The following is a 16,471-nucleotide window of genomic DNA, read 5'->3' on the forward strand; positions in this document are numbered from 1 at the left end:
GACTTCAATGTCTTCTGCCCCACCGGGCTGTTTCACGTGAAACAGGTTCCGGGGCGGGGGTCGGGGCGGGCGCGAGCGCCGGAAGGCTGATGTCGGACGGCGGGGGCCGATACGCAAAAACCCCTCCCTCTGCGTTTCTGCAGGTGGGAGGGGTTTTCTTGTGGAGCCTAGGGGAGTCGAACCCCTGACATCTGCCATGCAAAGACAGCGCTCTACCAACTGAGCTAAGGCCCCGCGAACAGAGCGTCCACCAGGAAGAAGGACATCCGGGCGGGCGCCGGACACCAGAGTACCGGGTCACCCGGGGGGTTCCGCAAAAAGGATTGGGGTCCCCGTGACCGACCACTCTCCGTAAGATGCTCGGCGTGGTTCGCTGAAGCGAAGCACGGTTCTTGGGGAAGCGATGGGGAGACGCAATGGACGCCGCACAGCAGGAAGCCACCGCAAGAGCGCGGGAACTGCAGCGGAACTGGTACGGGGAGCCACTGGGGGCGCTCTTCCGTAAGCTCATAGACGATCTCGGTCTCAACCAGGCTCGTCTCGCGGGGGTACTGGGACTGTCCGCTCCGATGCTGTCGCAGCTGATGAGTGGTCAGCGGGCGAAGATCGGCAACCCCGCGGTGGTTCAGCGGGTGCAGTTGCTGCAGGACCTGGCGGGACAGGTCGCGGACGGAAGCGTCAGCGCGGCCGAGGCCGCCGACCGTATGGAGGAGATCAAGAAGTCGCAGGGCGGCTCGGTGCTCAGCAACACCACGCAGACGACGAGTGGTTCGGGGGCTCCCACGGTCAAGCGGGTGGTACGTGAGATCCAGTCGCTGCTGCGCTCGGTGGCGGCCGCCGGTGACATCATCGACGCCGCCGACTCCCTCGCCCCGACCCACCCCGAACTGGCAGAGTTCCTCCGGGTCTACGGCGCCGGCCGGACCTCCGACGCGGTCACGCACTACCAGTCCCACCAGAGCTGATGGCCCGGCCGCCGGAGGGGGTCCGGCGGCCGAGGACACGCAGGGCGCCGGGGGGGGGGAGTCGAACCGCTCGTCACGGGGGAGGCAGTCGAGGGGGGGGAATGATCGGGGTGAGGCAGAAGGGGCAGGGCAGGGCCAGGCACGGCACCGCTGGGGGAGGAGCGACGCACAGCCATGGGTGAGGTCTTTGCGGGCCGGTACGAACTGGTCGACCCGATCGGGCGCGGAGGTGTGGGTGCCGTCTGGCGTGCCTGGGACCACCGTCGCCGTCGCTACGCGGCCGCCAAGGTCCTGCTGCAGAGCGACGCCCACTCCCTGCTCCGTTTCGTGCGCGAGCAGGCTCTGCGGATCGACCATCCCCATGTACTCGCCCCGACCAGCTGGGCCGCCGACGACGACAAGGTCCTGTTCACCATGGATCTGGTCGCCGGCGGTTCGCTGGTCCACCTCGTCGGCGACTACGGTCCCCTGCCGCCGGTGTTCGTCAGCACCCTGCTCGACCAGCTCCTGGCGGGACTCACCGCGGTGCACACGGAAGGCGTCGTGCACCGCGACATCAAGCCCGCCAACATCCTCCTGGAGGCCACCGGTACGGGCGCGCCACGGTTGCGGCTGTCCGACTTCGGCATCGCCATGCGGCTCGGAGAGCCCCGCCTGACCGAGACCGACCTGGTGGTGGGCACGCCCGGCTATCTCGCGCCGGAGCAGATCATGGGATCCGAACCGGACTTTCCCGCGGACCTGTTCGCCGTGGGTCTGGTCGCGCTGTATCTGCTGGAGGGCGCCAAACCGGACGCCAAGGCCCTCATCCAGTATTTCGCCGAACACGGGACGCCCGGGGCGCCCCAGGGCATCCCCGAGCCGCTGTGGCAGGTCGTGGCCACACTGCTGCAGCCGGACCCGCAGGCGCGGTTCCGTACGGCCACGGGGGCGCGCAAGGCCCTGGCAGCGGCCAGGGAACTGCTCGCGGAGCCCGGTCCCGATGACGAAATGATCGAGATCTTCGACCAACTCGGCCCTCTTCCCCCGGGTTTCGGCCCCGACGGCCCGCTGAAAGCGACATCGGGCGTGCGCTCGGGCGGGGGCGGGGGCCGTCCCGGAGCGGAAGGGCTCCATCCGCAGGACGAGGAGACGGGTCGCCCGGGGGACGCCGGGCCAGTCGGGCCCGGACCGGCAGACGTCAGGTCGGCAGACGTCAGGTCGGCGGACGCCGGGCCCGCAGGCTCGATGCTCCGGCCCTTCGGCGGAGGCGACAGCGCCCCGGCGTCACCGGATTCGTCCTCCATTGACCGCGGCACCGCCCCCACCGACCCACGCCGGGGCATCTCCCCGGAACCACGTTCCGCCTCCCGCACCCCCCCGACACCCGCCTCCGGTTCCAGCGCCGCCTCCCCTCCGGCACCGTCCGTCCCGCCGCAGCCACCCTCCATGTCGGACACCGGAAGTTTCCACCTCCCACCGCCACAGGCCACGGTCACACCGTCCCCCGCACCCGCTTCGTCGCACCACGCACACACGCCACCGCCACCGGTGCAGGCACCATCACCGGCGCAGTCCCAGACACCTGGGCAGCCCCAGCCGCCGTACCACGCGCAGCCCCAGGTCTCCCACGTCGGCCGGCTCGGCCACAGGTCCCACGCGTCCCCTCACGACCCCACTCACCCGCTGCGCTCCCCCCGCCCCCAGCCCTCGGCGCGCCCCCGCCCCGCATCACATCGGGCCGACCCCTCCACGGCCGAATACACCACCGGGGTCACCGAGGCTCCGTTGCCGGGCAGGGCGGGCCCACGGCACGGAGCGGGCAGTCGACGCCGGCGCCGCCCCGGTCCGCCCGCGCGGGTAGCCGTCCCTCTCCTGTTCCTGGCCCTGGCCTGCTACGCCGTGGGGTTCTGGGCGCTCACCAGGATCTGACCCCTCGCAGTCGTCCCGGTGCCCGCCCTGCGGGCGGACGACGGGAATGCGGCGACAGGACCTAATGCGGGGAGACCGTCCTCCTTCGAGCCACCACCGTCCACACGCCGAGGCCCACCAGTAGTGCGCTGCCGGTGCCGATACCACCCACCGCGAGCGCCGTCATCGCGGTGTCGCCCTCCGGCCCCGGGCCCGCTGCCTGCCCGTCCGCCACTGCCTCGCGGCCCTCCTCGCCCACCGCGAAGACGTCCGACGGTACGGGCTCCCCCGCGTACCCGGGCCCGCCCTGTGCCGTCCCGCTCACGCGTACCCGTAGCGTCAGCGGCACGGGCCCGTCGCCGAAGTCGTCCGCGACCTTCTCCGTGAGGTGCGCGACGAGGTAGTACGAGCCGGCGAAGCGCATCGCCGCGACCTGGCTGTTGGGAGCGTGGCGATTGGCGTACGCGACGGGGGGCAGCGGGGCGAGGCTGTCCGACTTCTGCCTGCCGTCGTATCCGACGCCCACGTCCGCGACATGCCCGCGTACGGGGTTGTAGAGGTCCAGGTCCAGGGCGGCGGGAACGAATCCGGTGCCGTCCGAGCGCGAACTTCCCAGTTCGGCGGTGGCGTCGAGCTGTCGGCCCCAGCCGACCGGAACCTTGTAGAAGAGCGTTTGGCCGGGCCGGATGTCGTCCCGCCAGGCTCCCTCTCCGAGTGGGGCGGCCTCGGTGAAACCGGCGCCACCGACGCGCCGTCGGGCCTCTCCGGCGACGGGCTCGGGCGAGGCGGAGTTCCACGCGTCCGGCGCGGTCGTCGCCCCGGCCTGCGCCGGCCGCGGTTCCGAGGCGGTGGTGAGCTCCAGCTCCCAGGCGTCGGGGGAGGCACCCTTCCCGTCCGGATCCGCGCGTTCGACGGCCACGTAGTACGTGCCGGCGTCCTCGCAGAGGGACCGCCTGGGGGAGATCTCGCGCGCGGCCCACGCGGCGACCGGGTGCGGACTGGCGGCGGCTCCGAAGGTCGCCGTGTCCACATCGCAGGAGCGTCCGTCACCGTCCTGTACGGACACTTTGACGCCGTCGATGACGGCGGCGGTGCCGCCCCCCGGCGGGACGGCGGTGGCGGAAACGTAGACGTTCGAGGTGTCGTCGAGTTCCAGACGGTAGTGGACCGGGCCGCTCGCCGGGAGGGTGCTCCGGTAGGTGCGGCCGGCCTCCAGCCGTACGGCGTCCGCGGTGCTCAGGGCTCCTTCGACCCGCGGCGCGCCCTCGTCGAAGGCATACGCCCCAGGAGCCCCGGCGGCAACCGCCTCCTGCCCCGTGGGCAGGCCCGGCATCCCCGTCAGCAGCACTGCCGCGAGCGTGGTCGTTCCGGCGCGCCCGACGGTCGAGGCCCGGCCGCTCCTCCCCGCCCGTGCACGCCGCCCCCACGCAGTACACCGCCGTGCCCTCACGCGCCACTCCTCGTCGTCGCCGGATGTCGCACCGTGACCATCCTGCCCCGCGGACAAGGGGCGTCGGCAAGGCCCCGCGGCACACAAAACCCCGACCGCGAGCGCGGCCGGGGTCTGTTCAGCGTCGTATGTCGGTACTCACGAACCCGTGGGCACGGAGTCAGTCGCCTCCGTCCACAGATCCTGCTCGGCGCGATCCGCCTGGATCTGGCGGTACACGAGGAGCCCGCCGATGGCGGCCAGTGCGACCAGGAGAAGCTTCTTCACCGCGCTACCTCGTCTTTCTTGACGTAGGGGACCTCTGGCGCCCGACTATACACACCGGCCGAGACCGATCGGTGACCTGCGTCGGCCCGCCAACTCCCCTCCTGTACCGCGCAGTAGAAGTGGACAATTCCGGCCCGACCGGAGGGTGGTCACCTCCGCACGGTCGGTGACTTTCGCCATCTCCCTCCGCGATCTTCCGCTTTTCACCCCCTTTGCGCCCATCCGGGTGGTGTTCATCTGAACATCGACGCGCCACGGACGTAGGTCCACCACTTCGGGGCCCGCATACACATCATGAGGAAAGTACGCAAATCGCCCGATCCGAAAGTGAGAGGCCAATGGCCCGGAACAAGGTCATGAAGCTGTGGACCGCCATCGTCACCGCCTTCCTCGCGCTGTGCACGGCGCTCGGACTCGTCACCACGACCGCCTCGGCCGCCGTACCCCGGACCGAGACGACTCGCAACAGCGAGAGCGCCCCGGACGTGACGGCGCCGGCGGCGTCCACCCGGCCCTGGTCCCATGCGGCGGCCCTGCCTCCCACGATGAAACAGCGCATCCGCGCGGAGGCCCACGGCGCATCCCCCAGCTGCCGCAGCCGCCGTCTCACGAACCCGGCCCCGGCCCCCGACCCGGCCGCCTCCACGAAATGCTCCGACGACGACGACACCACGTCCCCCGCAGAACCCCCCAGGGGCCACCTCCCGCTCCAGCGCTGAGCCCCGGAGCCCCACAGCACCCCTTCCGTGCCGTTCCGGCTCCCCCGAAGTACCGGCGAACTCGCGTACAGCCCCAACGGCACGCGAAGGGCAGCCCGGCCGCTCGAACCCGAGCAGCCGGGCCTTCCTCATGCCCTCACGCTCACACCCACCGGATTCCTCAGAGCCGAAGGCACCAGCACGCCCCCGGCCCCCGGCCCTCGGCCCTCGGACCCCCGGCCCCCGGCCCCGCAGCGAACGGCACGAAGCAAGGGGCCCGAGCCGCGTCCCCCGGCGGAACGGGCCGGTGGGAACCAACCCAGGCAGGACAGAATCACCGTCGCGCCCTCACGGCCACACCGGCCGATGCCGACCGCACATGCCCCACACCCGCCGCCGAACACGCCCCTCCAGCCACACCGAACACGGCACCGGACACGGCAGCCCCGGACACGACAACCCCCAAAGACGCAGAGACCCCCCGGCCGTATCCACCGGGGGTCTCGCAACAACGTGTGGGGCCAACAGGATTTGAACCTGTGGCCTCATCCTTATCAGGTCGATCATGCGAGCTTGTCGACGTCGGCCAACCGGCCCTGCACCTCGGTCGATCGTCCGCTGAGGTCCGGCGCCGACCACCCCCGTTCGTGTTTGCTGGTGTCAGCCGCTGATGTCAGTCGCTGCACGCGGTCTTGACAAGTGATCTCACCCGGGCCCGCACCACAACGAGGCACTCGGAACACTGGTGGGGTGCGCTGCCGGGCGCCAGGGCTTACCGCGGTTGCGATGCGCGGCTGCCGCACTCAGGCCGGCGCTCGGCGACTTGCCCGGCCCGACAGACCACCTCTTGCAGCGGTGCCCTCGGACTCAGCAGCTCAGGACGATTATCCCACTCCTATGGGGTACTCGCCCTCAGGTAGGTCACATAGCGGACAAAACGGAGGAAATGCAATGGCAACTCAACCCCGGTCGGACATGGAAACCCATCCCGACATCGTCGCAATGCGCAACCGACACGAGATGGCCGAACGCGTCGCGACCACCCCAAGGGCGCAAGCCGTCGAGGCCATGGCCCTGATCACAGGGCTCTACCTCGCAGCCTCACCGTGGATCGCGGGATTCAACGACTTCTCCACCCTCGCGGTCAACAATCTGATCGTCGGCATCGCCTACGCCCTCCTCATGAGCGGCGGCTTCGGCCGGGCATACGAGCGTTCGCACAGCATGGCGTGGGGCGCTTGCGTGCTGAGCGTGTGGACGATCTTTGCGCCGTGGGTTGTGGCAGGTGACGTCAGCACCACCAGGACCATAGTCAACAACATCATCGTCGGCCTGGTCGCCCTGATGCTGGCCCTCATGGCCGCCGCAGCCGCCCGCCCGGTAGATCAGTCGTCCGGCGACCGCTCTTCTGCGCGTAAGTGATCAATCCCAATCCGAGGGCCGCAACCGGCCTCGACCCACCACTCTCCCCCGCTCCCATCCCGTCCGCCGTCGACCCACACACCGTGGAGCGGGCGTGGTTCAGGGGCGTCAAGGTGGAGCGCACCGCTGTACGAACGACCTTGACGCCCCTGGGCCGCGTCTGCTCGGCTCCGCCTGCGTCGACGGTGGACGGGACGGGAGCACCCCACGCACACCACTACGAGCCCGCAGTCGGCAACGGTGCCCCCCTCATGGCCTCGGCCCGGTCCACCTGTGGCGCGCGTAGGCGCAGCGCGGGCGGAGCGGGCCGAAGGCAGGAGCGGCGCCCGCGGCGGAGCCGGGAGCGCGCCGGCCAAGCGGAGGGCAGCCGGCCCTGATGAGGTGGAGAAACCTGTAACAACTGGCTCGGCGGTCGTGGGATCTCGTGCCTTCGAGCGTCAGGCGGAAGGCGTGCCCGTAGTGAGGAGCCGGCTCGTGAAGCCGCTTTGGCACAGTCGCTCGTATGCCTTGATGACGTCGCCCGGTGCCGGCCGGCTGACCATGAACCCCTGCGCCGGATAGATCATCAGCCGCTGAAGCACGCCCACCAGCATGTCGATCACCAAGCGAGCGTCACCGGTGGAGTCGGCTTACTCGCCCAACGTCACCGGAGTGGAAGCGCTCACGAACTCAACTTCGGGCCACGGCCTGCGGGCTGTGGCGTGCGCTCGCCGCTCCTCGTACCGCTTGCTGATCAGGGGGACAGGGGACACGTCGACGCCGGCCTCTTCCAACAGGTCCCGGGAGGAGCGGGGCTACCGCAAGGCCCCCATGGCGCTCACGCTGGGTGCGAACCACTCGGGCAAGTCGATGTATCAGCGCAACCTGATCAAGGGGTTGGCGCAGTTGCCGGTGGCACTGGTCGGCATCGACTGCAAGCGCGGGGTGGAGCAGTCCGCGTTCGCTCCGCGGCTGTCGGCGCTGGTCACCACCCCCGACCATGCCGCCTCACTGCTCGCCGTCCTGGTGGCGGAGATGGAAGACCGCTTCGGCCAGCTGAGCCGGCACGGCGTCTCCGACGTGGGGGAGCTGCCCGAGGACCTCCGGCCGGTGCCGGTCGTCGTCCTGGTCGACGAGGTGGCGGAACTGTTCCCGATCCCCTCCCGGAAGGACGAGGAACGCCGCGAGAAGATCGTGACCGCGTTGATCCGCCTGGCGCGGATGGCCCGCGCGACCGGCATCTACCTGGAGATCTGCGGCCAGCGCTTCGGCTCCGACCCGGGCAAGGGCGTCACCATGCTCCGCGCCCAGCTCACCGGCCGTGTCGTGCACCGGGTCAACGACAAGCAGACCGCCGAAATGGGCCTGGCCGACGTGGCACCGGACGCGGTGTGACCCGCACCGACACCTCCGAGCCGACCCCGGCCCCCGCCGCACCGGAACCGACACCGGCACCGCCTCAGCCCACCGAGGTGCCCACGGTCCCGGCCGCGCTGCTGGACCACGCCCGGAAGCTCGCCGACGCACGTCAGGCGTCCCACCGGCGCCCCGATGCCCGTCGCCACGCTCTCGGCCCGGCTCGGCCTGCCCGCACCGATGACCAACGCGATCGCCGCCCAACTCCAGCTCACCTGACCCGCGAAGGAGAACCACCCATGCGCCCGTCGATCGAGTCCGCGCACGGCGGAATGATCGATCCGGTGGGCTTCTCCCGTACCTTCGATCGGCTCGTCAAGCGGGCCGGCGTCCGTCGGATCACGGTCCGCCTCGCCCGGCACACCTGTGGGACCCTGCTCGCCTTCCTTAGGGGTCCTTGCACCCCAAGGTGGCTCAGGCGATCCTCCGGCACAGTCAGATCAGCATGACCATGGACATGTACACGCACGTGGCCGGCGACAGCGAGCGGGAAGCGGTCGGCATGCTCGCCGAGCTTCTGGAGGATCCGCTCATCGGCTGATGTCACCCGTGGACGTCAAAGACCCCCAACCGAAACCGGCTGGGGGTCTTTTGTCTGGTGGGGCTAACAGGATTTGAACCTGTGGCCTCATCCTTATCAGGGATGCGCTCTAACCAACTGAGCTATAGCCCCGCCGCGCTCTGCGGTGTGTGTCCCGCGCGCTGACTCCTGAAGATTAGCGCACGACCGGGGCAGTCCCAAAATCGATTGCCGGGAGGCCGTCAGAGCAGGCCGGGAAGGCGCTGAGCGCCGCTCACTCGTCCTCGGCCAGCGTCAGCTCGACGCCACCCACGAAACCCGCGGAGAGGTTGTAGATGAACGCGCCGAGTGTCGCCAGGGCCGTCGCCAGGACGACGTCGACGACCGCGATGACCGTCGTGAACAGCAGCACGTTGGGCAGCGACAGGAACGACTGGAGGTCGAAGCCGTTCGACTCGTTGGAGCCGGTCGCCTCGGAGATGGTGCCGCCGACGGTGGAGAAGACACCCATCGCGTCCATGACCATCCACAGCACCGCGGACGCGACGATCGTGCAGATGCCCAGGGCGATGGAGAGCAGGAAGCTGACCTTCATCACCGACCAGGGGTCGGCCTTGGCCACCCGCAGGCGCGCCTTGCGTACGCGCGGCGTGGTGCGCGCCCCGGTACGCGGACGGCGTACCGCGCCGGTCTGGCCCTCTGCCGTGCCCGCCTGCGCCGAGTAGGCCTGCGGCGGGTGGTACGGCCCCGCCTGCTGCTGCGGCTGCCGTTCCCCCGGCAGCGGTGAGGCCGCGTGAGCAGCGGCGCCCTGTCCGGGCGCGTTCTGCTGCTGGCCTCGGGTGTCCGTCACAGTCCCCCCCTGGGATCCATGTCTGTCGGACGAAGGCGATTCCTTGCCGGGCGACTTGATCGCTTTCAGGTTGGTCGTGTGCGGATCTGTCGCCCGCGCGGCAGAGCCACGGCCACCGCCGTCCGCGCCCGTGCTGGTACCGGTCGGTCCGGCGCCCGTGGCTCCGCTCACGCTGACTCACTCCTCGTGCTACTCGGCCGAGGGCGCCTCACCCTCGTCCGTGCCGGTGGTCACGGCATCTTCATCGGTCTCGTCCACGGCCACGTCGCCGTCGACTTCCTCCGCCTCGCGTCCCGCCTCGGCGTTACGGGCGATGCCGACCACGGCATCGCGCTTGCCCAGATTGATCAGTTGGACGCCCATGGTGTCACGGCCCGTCTCCCTGACCCCGCTGACTCGCGTACGAATCACACCGCCCGACAGCGTGATGGCGAGGATCTCGTCGGTCTCCTCGACCACCAGCGCACCGACGAGAGTTCCACGATCCTCGACGATCTTGGCGGCCTTGATTCCGAGGCCGCCGCGACCCTGGACGCGGTACTCGTCGACAGCGGTCCGCTTCGCGTACCCGCCGTCTGTGGCAGTGAACACGAACGTACCGGGTCGAACAACATTCATCGAGAGCAGTTCGTCCCCTTCGCGGAAACTCATGCCCTTTACACCCGAAGTCGCACGGCCCATGGGCCGCAAAGTTTCGTCGGTCGCGGTGAACCGGATCGACTGCGCCTTCCTGCTGATCAGTAGTAGATCATCATCCGACGAGACGAGTTCGGCCCCGATCAGTTCATCGTCCGAACCGTCTTCCTGCTCCCGCAGGTTGATCGCGATCACACCGCCCGAGCGCGGCGAGTCGTAGTCCTTCAGCGGCGTCTTCTTCACCAGGCCCGCCTTCGTGGCAAGGACCAGGTAGGGCACCGCCTCGTAGTCGCGGATCGCGAGGATCTGGGCGATCGCCTCGTCCGGCTGGAAGGCCAGCAGGTTCGCCACGTGCTGGCCGCGCGCGTCCCGGCCGGCGTCGGGCAGCTCATACGCCTTCGCCCGGTAGACCCGGCCCTTGTTGGTGAAGAACAGCAGCCAGTGGTGCGTGGTGGACACGAAGAAGTGGTTGACGATGTCGTCTTCCTTGAGCTTCGCGCCCCGTACGCCCTTGCCGCCCCGCTTCTGGGCCCGGTAGTCGTCGGTCTTGGTGCGCTTGATGTAGCCCCCGCGCGTGACCGTGACGACGATGTCCTCCTCGGCGATCAGGTCCTCGATGGACATGTCGCCCTCATAGGGGATCAGCTTCGTCTTGCGGTCGTCACCGTACTTCTCGACCAGTGCGGCCAGTTCCGCGCTGACGATCCCGCGCTGGCGGGCCGGGGAGGCGAGGATCTCGTTGTACTCGTTGATCTTCGTCTGGAGTTCGTCGTGCTCCTGGACGATCTTCTGGCGTTCCAGTGCCGCCAGTCGGCGGAGCTGCATCTCCAGGATCGCGTTGGCCTGGATCTCGTCGATCTCCAGGAGGCCCATCAGGCCTCCGCGCGCGATCTCGGCGGTGTCGCTGCGCCGGATCAGCGCGATGACCTCGTCGATGGCGTCCAGGGCCTTCAGCAGGCCCCGCAGGATGTGGGCGCGCTCCTCGGCCTTGCGCAGCCTGAAGCGCGTACGGCGGACGATGACCTCGATCTGGTGGTTCACCCAGTGGCGGATGAACGCGTCCAGGGAGAGCGTACGGGGCACGCCGTCGACCAGGGCCAGCATGTTGGCGCCGAAGTTGGTCTGCAGGTCGGTGTGCTTGTAGAGGTTGTTCAGGACGACCTTGGCGACCGCGTCCCGCTTGAGCACGATGACCAGGCGCTGGCCGGTACGGGACGACGTCTCGTCGCGGACGTCCGCGATGCCGCCGACCTTGCCGTCCTTCACCAGGTCGGCGATCTTCTGCGCGAGGTTGTCGGGGTTGGTCTGGTACGGCAGCTCGGTGACCACCAGGCACTGACGGTTCTGGATCTCCTCGACCGCGACCACCGCGCGCATGGTGATCGAGCCGCGGCCCGTCCGGTACGCCTCCTCGATGCCCTTGCGGCCCACCACCAGGGCCCCGGTGGGGAAGTCGGGGCCCTTGATCCGCTCGATGAGCGCGTCGAGCAGCTCCTCGTTCGACGCCTCGTGGTGCGCCAGGTACCACTGGGCGCCGGCCGCGACCTCGCGCAGGTTGTGCGGCGGGATGTTGGTCGCCATGCCGACCGCGATACCGGCCGATCCGTTGATCAGCAGGTTCGGGAAGCGAGCCGGCAGGACGGTCGGCTCCTGGGAGCGGCCGTCGTAGTTGTCCGTGAAGTCGACGGTCTCCTCGTCGATGTCGCGGACCATCTCCATCGACAGCGGCGCCATCTTGCACTCGGTGTACCGCATGGCCGCGGCGGGGTCGTTGCCCGGGGAGCCGAAGTTGCCGTTGGAGTCCACCAGAGGCATCCGCATCGACCACGGCTGCGCGAGGCGGACCAGCGCGTCGTAGATCGAGGAGTCGCCGTGCGGGTGGTAGTTGCCCATGACGTCGCCGACGACGCGCGCGCACTTGTAGAAGCCGCGCTCGGGCCGGTATCCGCCGTCGTACATGGCGTACAGCACGCGGCGGTGTACGGGCTTGAGGCCGTCACGGACGTCCGGCAGCGCGCGCGAGACGATGACGGACATCGCGTAGTCGAGGTACGAACGCTGCATCTCCGTCTCGAGCCCGACGGGCTCGACGCGCAGGGCGAGGCCGTCCTCTTCGGGCGTGACGGGAGTGTTCTCGTCGGTCATTGCTGGTGAAGATCCTTCCTGGTGCGGTCAGCTGAGACCGACTCAGATGTCGAGGAAGCGGACGTCCTTGGCATTGCGCTGGATGAACTGGCGGCGGGCCTCCACGTCCTCGCCCATGAGGACGGAGAACAGGTCGTCGGCCTGCGCGGCGTCGTCCAGGGTGACCTGGCCGAGGACGCGGTGCTCCTGGTCCATCGTGGTGATGCGCAGTTCCTCGGCGTTCATCTCACCGAGTCCCTTGAAGCGCTGGACGGAGTCCTCACGGATGCGCTTGCCGGCCTGACGGCCCAGCTCGATCAGCGCGTCGCGCTCGCGGTCGGAGTACGCGTACTCGAAGTCGTCCCGGCCCCACTTGATCTTGTAGAGCGGAGGACGGGAGAGGAACACGTGCCCGGCCTCGACCAGCGGCCGCATGAAGCGGAACAGGAACGTCAGCAGCAGGGTGTTGATGTGCTGGCCGTCGACGTCGGCGTCCGCCATCAGGATGATCTTGTGATAGCGGAGCTTCTCGATGTCGAAGTCCTCGTGCACACCGGTGCCGAACGCGGAGATCATCGCCTGGATCTCCTGGTTCTGCAGGATCCGGTCGATGCGCGCCTTCTCGACGTTGAGGATCTTGCCCCGGATCGGGAGGATCGCCTGGTACTGCGGGTTCCGGCCGGACTTGGCCGAACCGCCGGCGGAGTCGCCCTCGACGATGAAGATCTCGCACTTGATGGGGTCGTTCGACTGACAGTCCGAGAGCTTGCCCGGCAGGGAGGCCGACTCCAGCAGGCCCTTGCGACGGGTCAGGTCGCGGGCCTTGCGGGCCGCCACACGCGCGGTGGCCGCCGCGATGCCCTTGCGGATGATGTCCGCGGCCTCGTTGGGGTTGCGGTCCAGCCAGTCCGCCAGGTGCTCGTAAACGACCTTCTGGACGAAGGTCTTCACCTCGGTGTTGCCGAGCTTGGTCTTGGTCTGGCCCTCGAACTGGGGCTCGCTCAGCTTGACCGAGATGATCGCGGTCAGACCCTCGCGGATGTCGTCGCCCGTGAGGTTGTCGTCCTTCTCGCGCAGCAGCCTCTTGTCGCGCGCGTACTTGTTGATGAGCGAGGTGAGCGCCGCGCGGAAGCCCTCTTCGTGCGTACCGCCCTCATGGGTGTGGATGATGTTGGCGAAGGAGTAGACGCCCTCGGTGTAGCCGCTGTTCCACTGCATGGCGACCTCGAGGGACAGGAGCTTCTCCCTGTCCTCGGCCTCGAGGTCGATCACGGTGGGGTGCACCACGTCGCCCTTGCGCGAGTTGAGGTACTTCACGAAGTCGACGATGCCGCCCTCGTAGTGGTACGAGACGGCCTTCACCTCGTACTTCTCGTCCTCGCCCGCCTCGTCCGCCCCGGCGGTCGCCTTCGCCGACTCGCGCTCGTCGGTGAGGTTGATCCGCAGGCCCTTGTTGAGGAACGCCATCTCCTGGAAACGCCGCGACAGCGTCTCGAAGGAGTACTCGGTGGTCTCGAAGATGTCCGGGTCGGCCCAGAAGGTGACCGTGGTTCCGGTCTCCTCCGTGGCCTCGTGCCGGGCCAGCGGGGCCGTGGGGACCCCCATCTTGTAGTCCTGCGTCCAGCGGTGGCCGTCACACTTGATCTCGACGGAGAGCCTGCTCGACAGGGCGTTCACCACGGAGACGCCGACGCCGTGCAGGCCGCCGGAGACCGCGTATCCGCCGCCGCCGAACTTGCCGCCCGCGTGCAGCACGGTCAGTACGACCTCGACGGCCGGCTTGTTCTCCGAAGCGACGATGCCCACCGGGATGCCCCGGCCGTTGTCGACGACCCGGACACCGCCGTCGGCCAGGACCGTCACATCGATCGTGTCCGCGTGCCCGGCCAGCGCCTCGTCGACGGAGTTGTCGACAACCTCCTGCACCAAGTGGTGCAGCCCTCGTTCACCGGTCGAGCCGATGTACATGCCGGGTCGCTTGCGGACCGCGTCCAGACCCTCGAGGACGGTGATGGCGCTGGCGTCGTACGAAGCGGTGATCTCGCCGTTGAGGGCGGTCGCCTCGTTCTGCGCGCCGGTATCGGTGGACGGGATGTTCTCGTTGGGGTTGCCGGAATCGGCCACGAAGCGCCCTTTCTGGCACACCACGAGCCAAGCTCGGCGGCGGGTTGCCGGAGCGGCTGCGGCATGTTGCGTTGATAAGCCTTGATCAGCGTTGCTCAGCTTTTCCCGGGCGGTCCCCACGATCGGGGCGGGATTGCTCCAGTCTACCGGTAGCGCGGACATCGATGGGGGTTTGCCGGTACCTGAGTCCGCATGTGCCGCCCTCAACCGGTCTCGTCCGACTCCCGATATGCGGACGGGGGCTCCAAGAGGCTCACGAGGGCACCCAGCGCTTCCGACCGTCCACCCTTGGCCACTTACGAGTCAGGTGGCGATCCGGCACCCCGCCCGGGGGCGCGACGAAAGGGGTGCCCCCGGACCCGGCACACCCCCGAAAGCCCACGATGTGACGTCAGTCACCACGTCGTGGAAGGCCCGGAAAACAGCCCTGAACGGGTCCTGGTCACCCGTACGTGTCGCCCGGACCGGTGCTCCCGGGGGCGCGCAACGGGCCGTAACGGCGAGCCGGACCACCCGGTCCGTTGACCTTGATCAACCTCACCGTGCCGTGGCCCAGGTCCTCGTTCAGCCGGGCGACCAGGGTCGGAGCGAGCAGCCGCAGATTCGTCGCCCACGCGGTGGAGTCGCAGCGCACGACCAGCACCCGCTCGTCCTCGTCGTAACGCTCCGGCTCGCAGTGCTTGGCCACGTCCTCACCGACGATCTCCGGCCAGCGCCCCATCACACCGCCCACCGCGGCCGGAGCCTCCCAGCCGCGCTCGGTGAGCAGCCGGTTGATCGCCGCGCCGAGCGCCATGGGATCGCGCCGGTCCCCGCGCGCGCCCGAACGCAGACCACCGCGCCGTGCCTGCTTCTTCTGCTGCGCCACGTCCCCACGCGCGCGTGCCGCATCCCTCGCCGCACGCAACGCCACGCGCGCGAGGTCGACACCCGAGGGCTCGGAGGTCGCTTTCTGAGCTCCCGCTGCGGGGCCCCCGGGCCCGTCGGGCTCACTCATACCCGTTCCACCGTCCCCTCGGCCACCGCGAACCGCGTCCCCGACAGCACATGGGGGACGTCGTCGTCGACGGCCGCGGTCACCAGCACCTGCTCGCCGGGCGCGACCAGCTCGGCGAGGCGCTCACGGCGGCGGGTGTCCAGTTCGGCGAAGACGTCGTCGAGGACCAGCACCGGCTCGTTGCCCTCGGCACGCAGCAGGTCGTAGGAGGCCAGGCGCAGGGCCAGCGCGTAGGACCAGGACTCGCCGTGGGAGGCATAGCCCTTGGCCGGCAACCGGCCCAGATTGAGCAGCAGATCGTCGCGGTGCGGGCCGACCAGGGTGACGCCCCGCTCGACCTCCTGCTTGCGCGCCTCGGCGAGCGCGGCCGACATCTGCTCGAACAGGTCCTCGCGCGTGTGCGCCTCACCGGGTGCCGACGGCTTGTACTCCAGCGCGACGGGACCACCGCCCGGCGCGAGCTGTTCGTACGCCTTGTCGGCGAGGGGCTGGATCGCGGCGATCAGATCCAGCCGCTGGGCCAGCAGTTCGGCACCCACACGCGCGAGGTGCTGGTCCCAGACGTCGAGGGTGGACAGGTCCATGCTGCGCCCGCCGTGGCGGCGGGCCAGCGCGGCCGATTTCAGCAGCGTGTTGCGCTGTTTGAGGACACGGTCGTAGTCGGAGCGGACGCCGGCCATGCGCGGGGAGCGGGCGGTGATCAGCTCGTCCAGGAACCGACGCCGCTCACCTGGATCGCCCTTGACCAGGGCGAGGTCCTCGGGCGCGAACAGGACCGTGCGGACGATCCCCAGCACGTCCCGAGGCCTGACCTGCGAGGACCTGTTGATCCGGGCGCGGTTGGCGCGGCCCGGGTTCAGCTCCAGCTCGACGAGTTGCCGCCGCTCGCCCTGCCGGACCTGGGCCCGGATGATCGCGCGGTCGGCACCCATGCGGACCAGCGGGGTGTCGGAGGAGACACGGTGGCTGCCGAGGGTGGCGAGATAGCCGACCGCCTCGACGAGGTTCGTCTTGCCCTGCCCATTGGGGCCGACGAAGGCCGTGACCCCCGGGTCGAGCGGGACCTCGACCCGGGGATAGGACCGGAAATCGGCCAGCGACAGATGCGTGACGTGCATGATAGTTCGCCGACC

11 protein-coding genes, 2 tRNA genes and 3 pseudogenes are annotated in these 16,471 nt (G+C 69.4%); 6 read left to right on the top strand and 10 right to left on the bottom strand.

The features are described 5' to 3' along the window. Positions 1-161: 161 nt before the first annotated feature. Positions 162-234: transfer RNA gene (locus ACWZEH_RS17110), tRNA-Ala, on the bottom strand. 182 nt (positions 235-416) lie between these two features. Between ACWZEH_RS17110 and ACWZEH_RS17115 the strand changes: the two genes are divergently transcribed. Next, entirely contained in the window at positions 417-965 is a 549-nt protein-coding gene (locus ACWZEH_RS17115) for a helix-turn-helix domain-containing protein (protein WP_456192064.1), read from the top strand. Positions 966-1,139: 174 nt separating this feature from the next. Beyond that, entirely contained in the window at positions 1,140-2,876 is a 1,737-nt protein-coding gene (locus tag ACWZEH_RS17120) for a serine/threonine-protein kinase (protein ID WP_456192065.1), read from the top strand. 61 nt (positions 2,877-2,937) lie between these two features. Here ACWZEH_RS17120 and ACWZEH_RS17125 read toward each other — a convergent pair whose 3' ends face one another. Both ACWZEH_RS17125 and ACWZEH_RS17130 read right to left on the bottom strand, forming a co-directional pair. Further along, positions 2,938-4,203 carry a hypothetical protein gene (locus tag ACWZEH_RS17125; protein WP_456192066.1) on the bottom strand — a complete coding sequence of 422 codons (1,266 nt, stop codon included), beginning with the start codon at positions 4,201-4,203 and terminating at the stop codon, positions 2,938-2,940. 240 nt (positions 4,204-4,443) lie between these two features. Then, on the bottom strand, positions 4,444-4,572 hold the full coding sequence (locus ACWZEH_RS17130) for a DLW-39 family protein (protein ID WP_003999697.1): 129 nt from the start codon (positions 4,570-4,572) through the stop codon (positions 4,444-4,446). Between the two features lie 338 nt (positions 4,573-4,910). On the opposite strand from ACWZEH_RS17130, the gene ACWZEH_RS17135 reads away from it, so the two are divergent. Next, positions 4,911-5,291 (top strand): DUF6344 domain-containing protein, encoded by a 381-nt coding sequence (locus ACWZEH_RS17135; RefSeq protein ID WP_456192067.1) that lies wholly within the window; start codon positions 4,911-4,913, stop codon positions 5,289-5,291. A 930-nt stretch (positions 5,292-6,221) separates the two neighbouring features. Continuing rightward, positions 6,222-6,692 carry an SPW repeat protein gene (locus ACWZEH_RS17140; RefSeq protein WP_456192068.1) on the top strand — a complete coding sequence of 157 codons (471 nt, stop codon included), beginning with the start codon at positions 6,222-6,224 and terminating at the stop codon, positions 6,690-6,692. 437 nt (positions 6,693-7,129) lie between these two features. On the opposite strand, the pseudogene ACWZEH_RS17145 reads toward ACWZEH_RS17140, so the two are convergent. Further along, positions 7,130-7,483: pseudogene (locus ACWZEH_RS17145) on the bottom strand (YdcF family protein); the annotation flags it as partial. Between ACWZEH_RS17145 and ACWZEH_RS17150 the strand changes: the two are divergent. Then, positions 7,482-8,063 (top strand): annotated as a pseudogene (locus ACWZEH_RS17150) (FtsK/SpoIIIE domain-containing protein); the annotation flags it as partial. The pseudogenes ACWZEH_RS17145 and ACWZEH_RS17150 overlap by 2 nt on opposite strands. Positions 8,064-8,344: 281 nt before the next feature. Beyond that, a pseudogene (locus tag ACWZEH_RS17155) lies at positions 8,345-8,628 on the top strand (tyrosine-type recombinase/integrase); the annotation flags it as partial. A gap of 55 nt (positions 8,629-8,683) precedes the next feature. Here ACWZEH_RS17155 and ACWZEH_RS17160 read toward each other — a convergent pair. The 6 genes from ACWZEH_RS17160 to recF all read right to left on the bottom strand — a co-directional run bounded on the left by ACWZEH_RS17160 (position 8,684) and on the right by recF (position 16,456). After that, a tRNA-Ile gene (locus ACWZEH_RS17160) sits at positions 8,684-8,760 on the bottom strand. Between the two features lie 121 nt (positions 8,761-8,881). Then, the gene (locus ACWZEH_RS17165) at positions 8,882-9,628 is read right to left on the bottom strand and encodes a DUF3566 domain-containing protein (RefSeq protein ID WP_456192069.1); all 747 of its coding nucleotides are present in this window, start codon (positions 9,626-9,628) and stop codon (positions 8,882-8,884) included. A gap of 18 nt (positions 9,629-9,646) precedes the next feature. Beyond that, positions 9,647-12,238, bottom strand: coding sequence for a DNA gyrase subunit A (gene gyrA, locus ACWZEH_RS17170; RefSeq protein ID WP_456192070.1), 2,592 nt, complete (start codon positions 12,236-12,238; stop codon positions 9,647-9,649). Positions 12,239-12,280: 42 nt separating this feature from the next. Continuing rightward, on the bottom strand, positions 12,281-14,341 hold the full coding sequence (gene gyrB / locus ACWZEH_RS17175) for a DNA topoisomerase (ATP-hydrolyzing) subunit B (RefSeq protein ID WP_456192071.1): 2,061 nt from the start codon (positions 14,339-14,341) through the stop codon (positions 12,281-12,283). Positions 14,342-14,783: 442 nt separating this feature from the next. Next, positions 14,784-15,338, bottom strand: a complete 555-nt coding sequence (locus ACWZEH_RS17180) for a DciA family protein (protein WP_456192072.1) — start codon at positions 15,336-15,338, stop codon at positions 14,784-14,786. Then, on the bottom strand, positions 15,335-16,456 hold the full coding sequence (recF, locus tag ACWZEH_RS17185) for a DNA replication/repair protein RecF (protein WP_456192073.1): 1,122 nt from the start codon (positions 16,454-16,456) through the stop codon (positions 15,335-15,337). Before recF ends, ACWZEH_RS17180 begins: the two co-directional genes overlap by 4 nt. Positions 16,457-16,471 lie beyond the last annotated feature (15 nt).

Source organism: Streptomyces yamdrokensis (genome assembly GCF_053890455.1).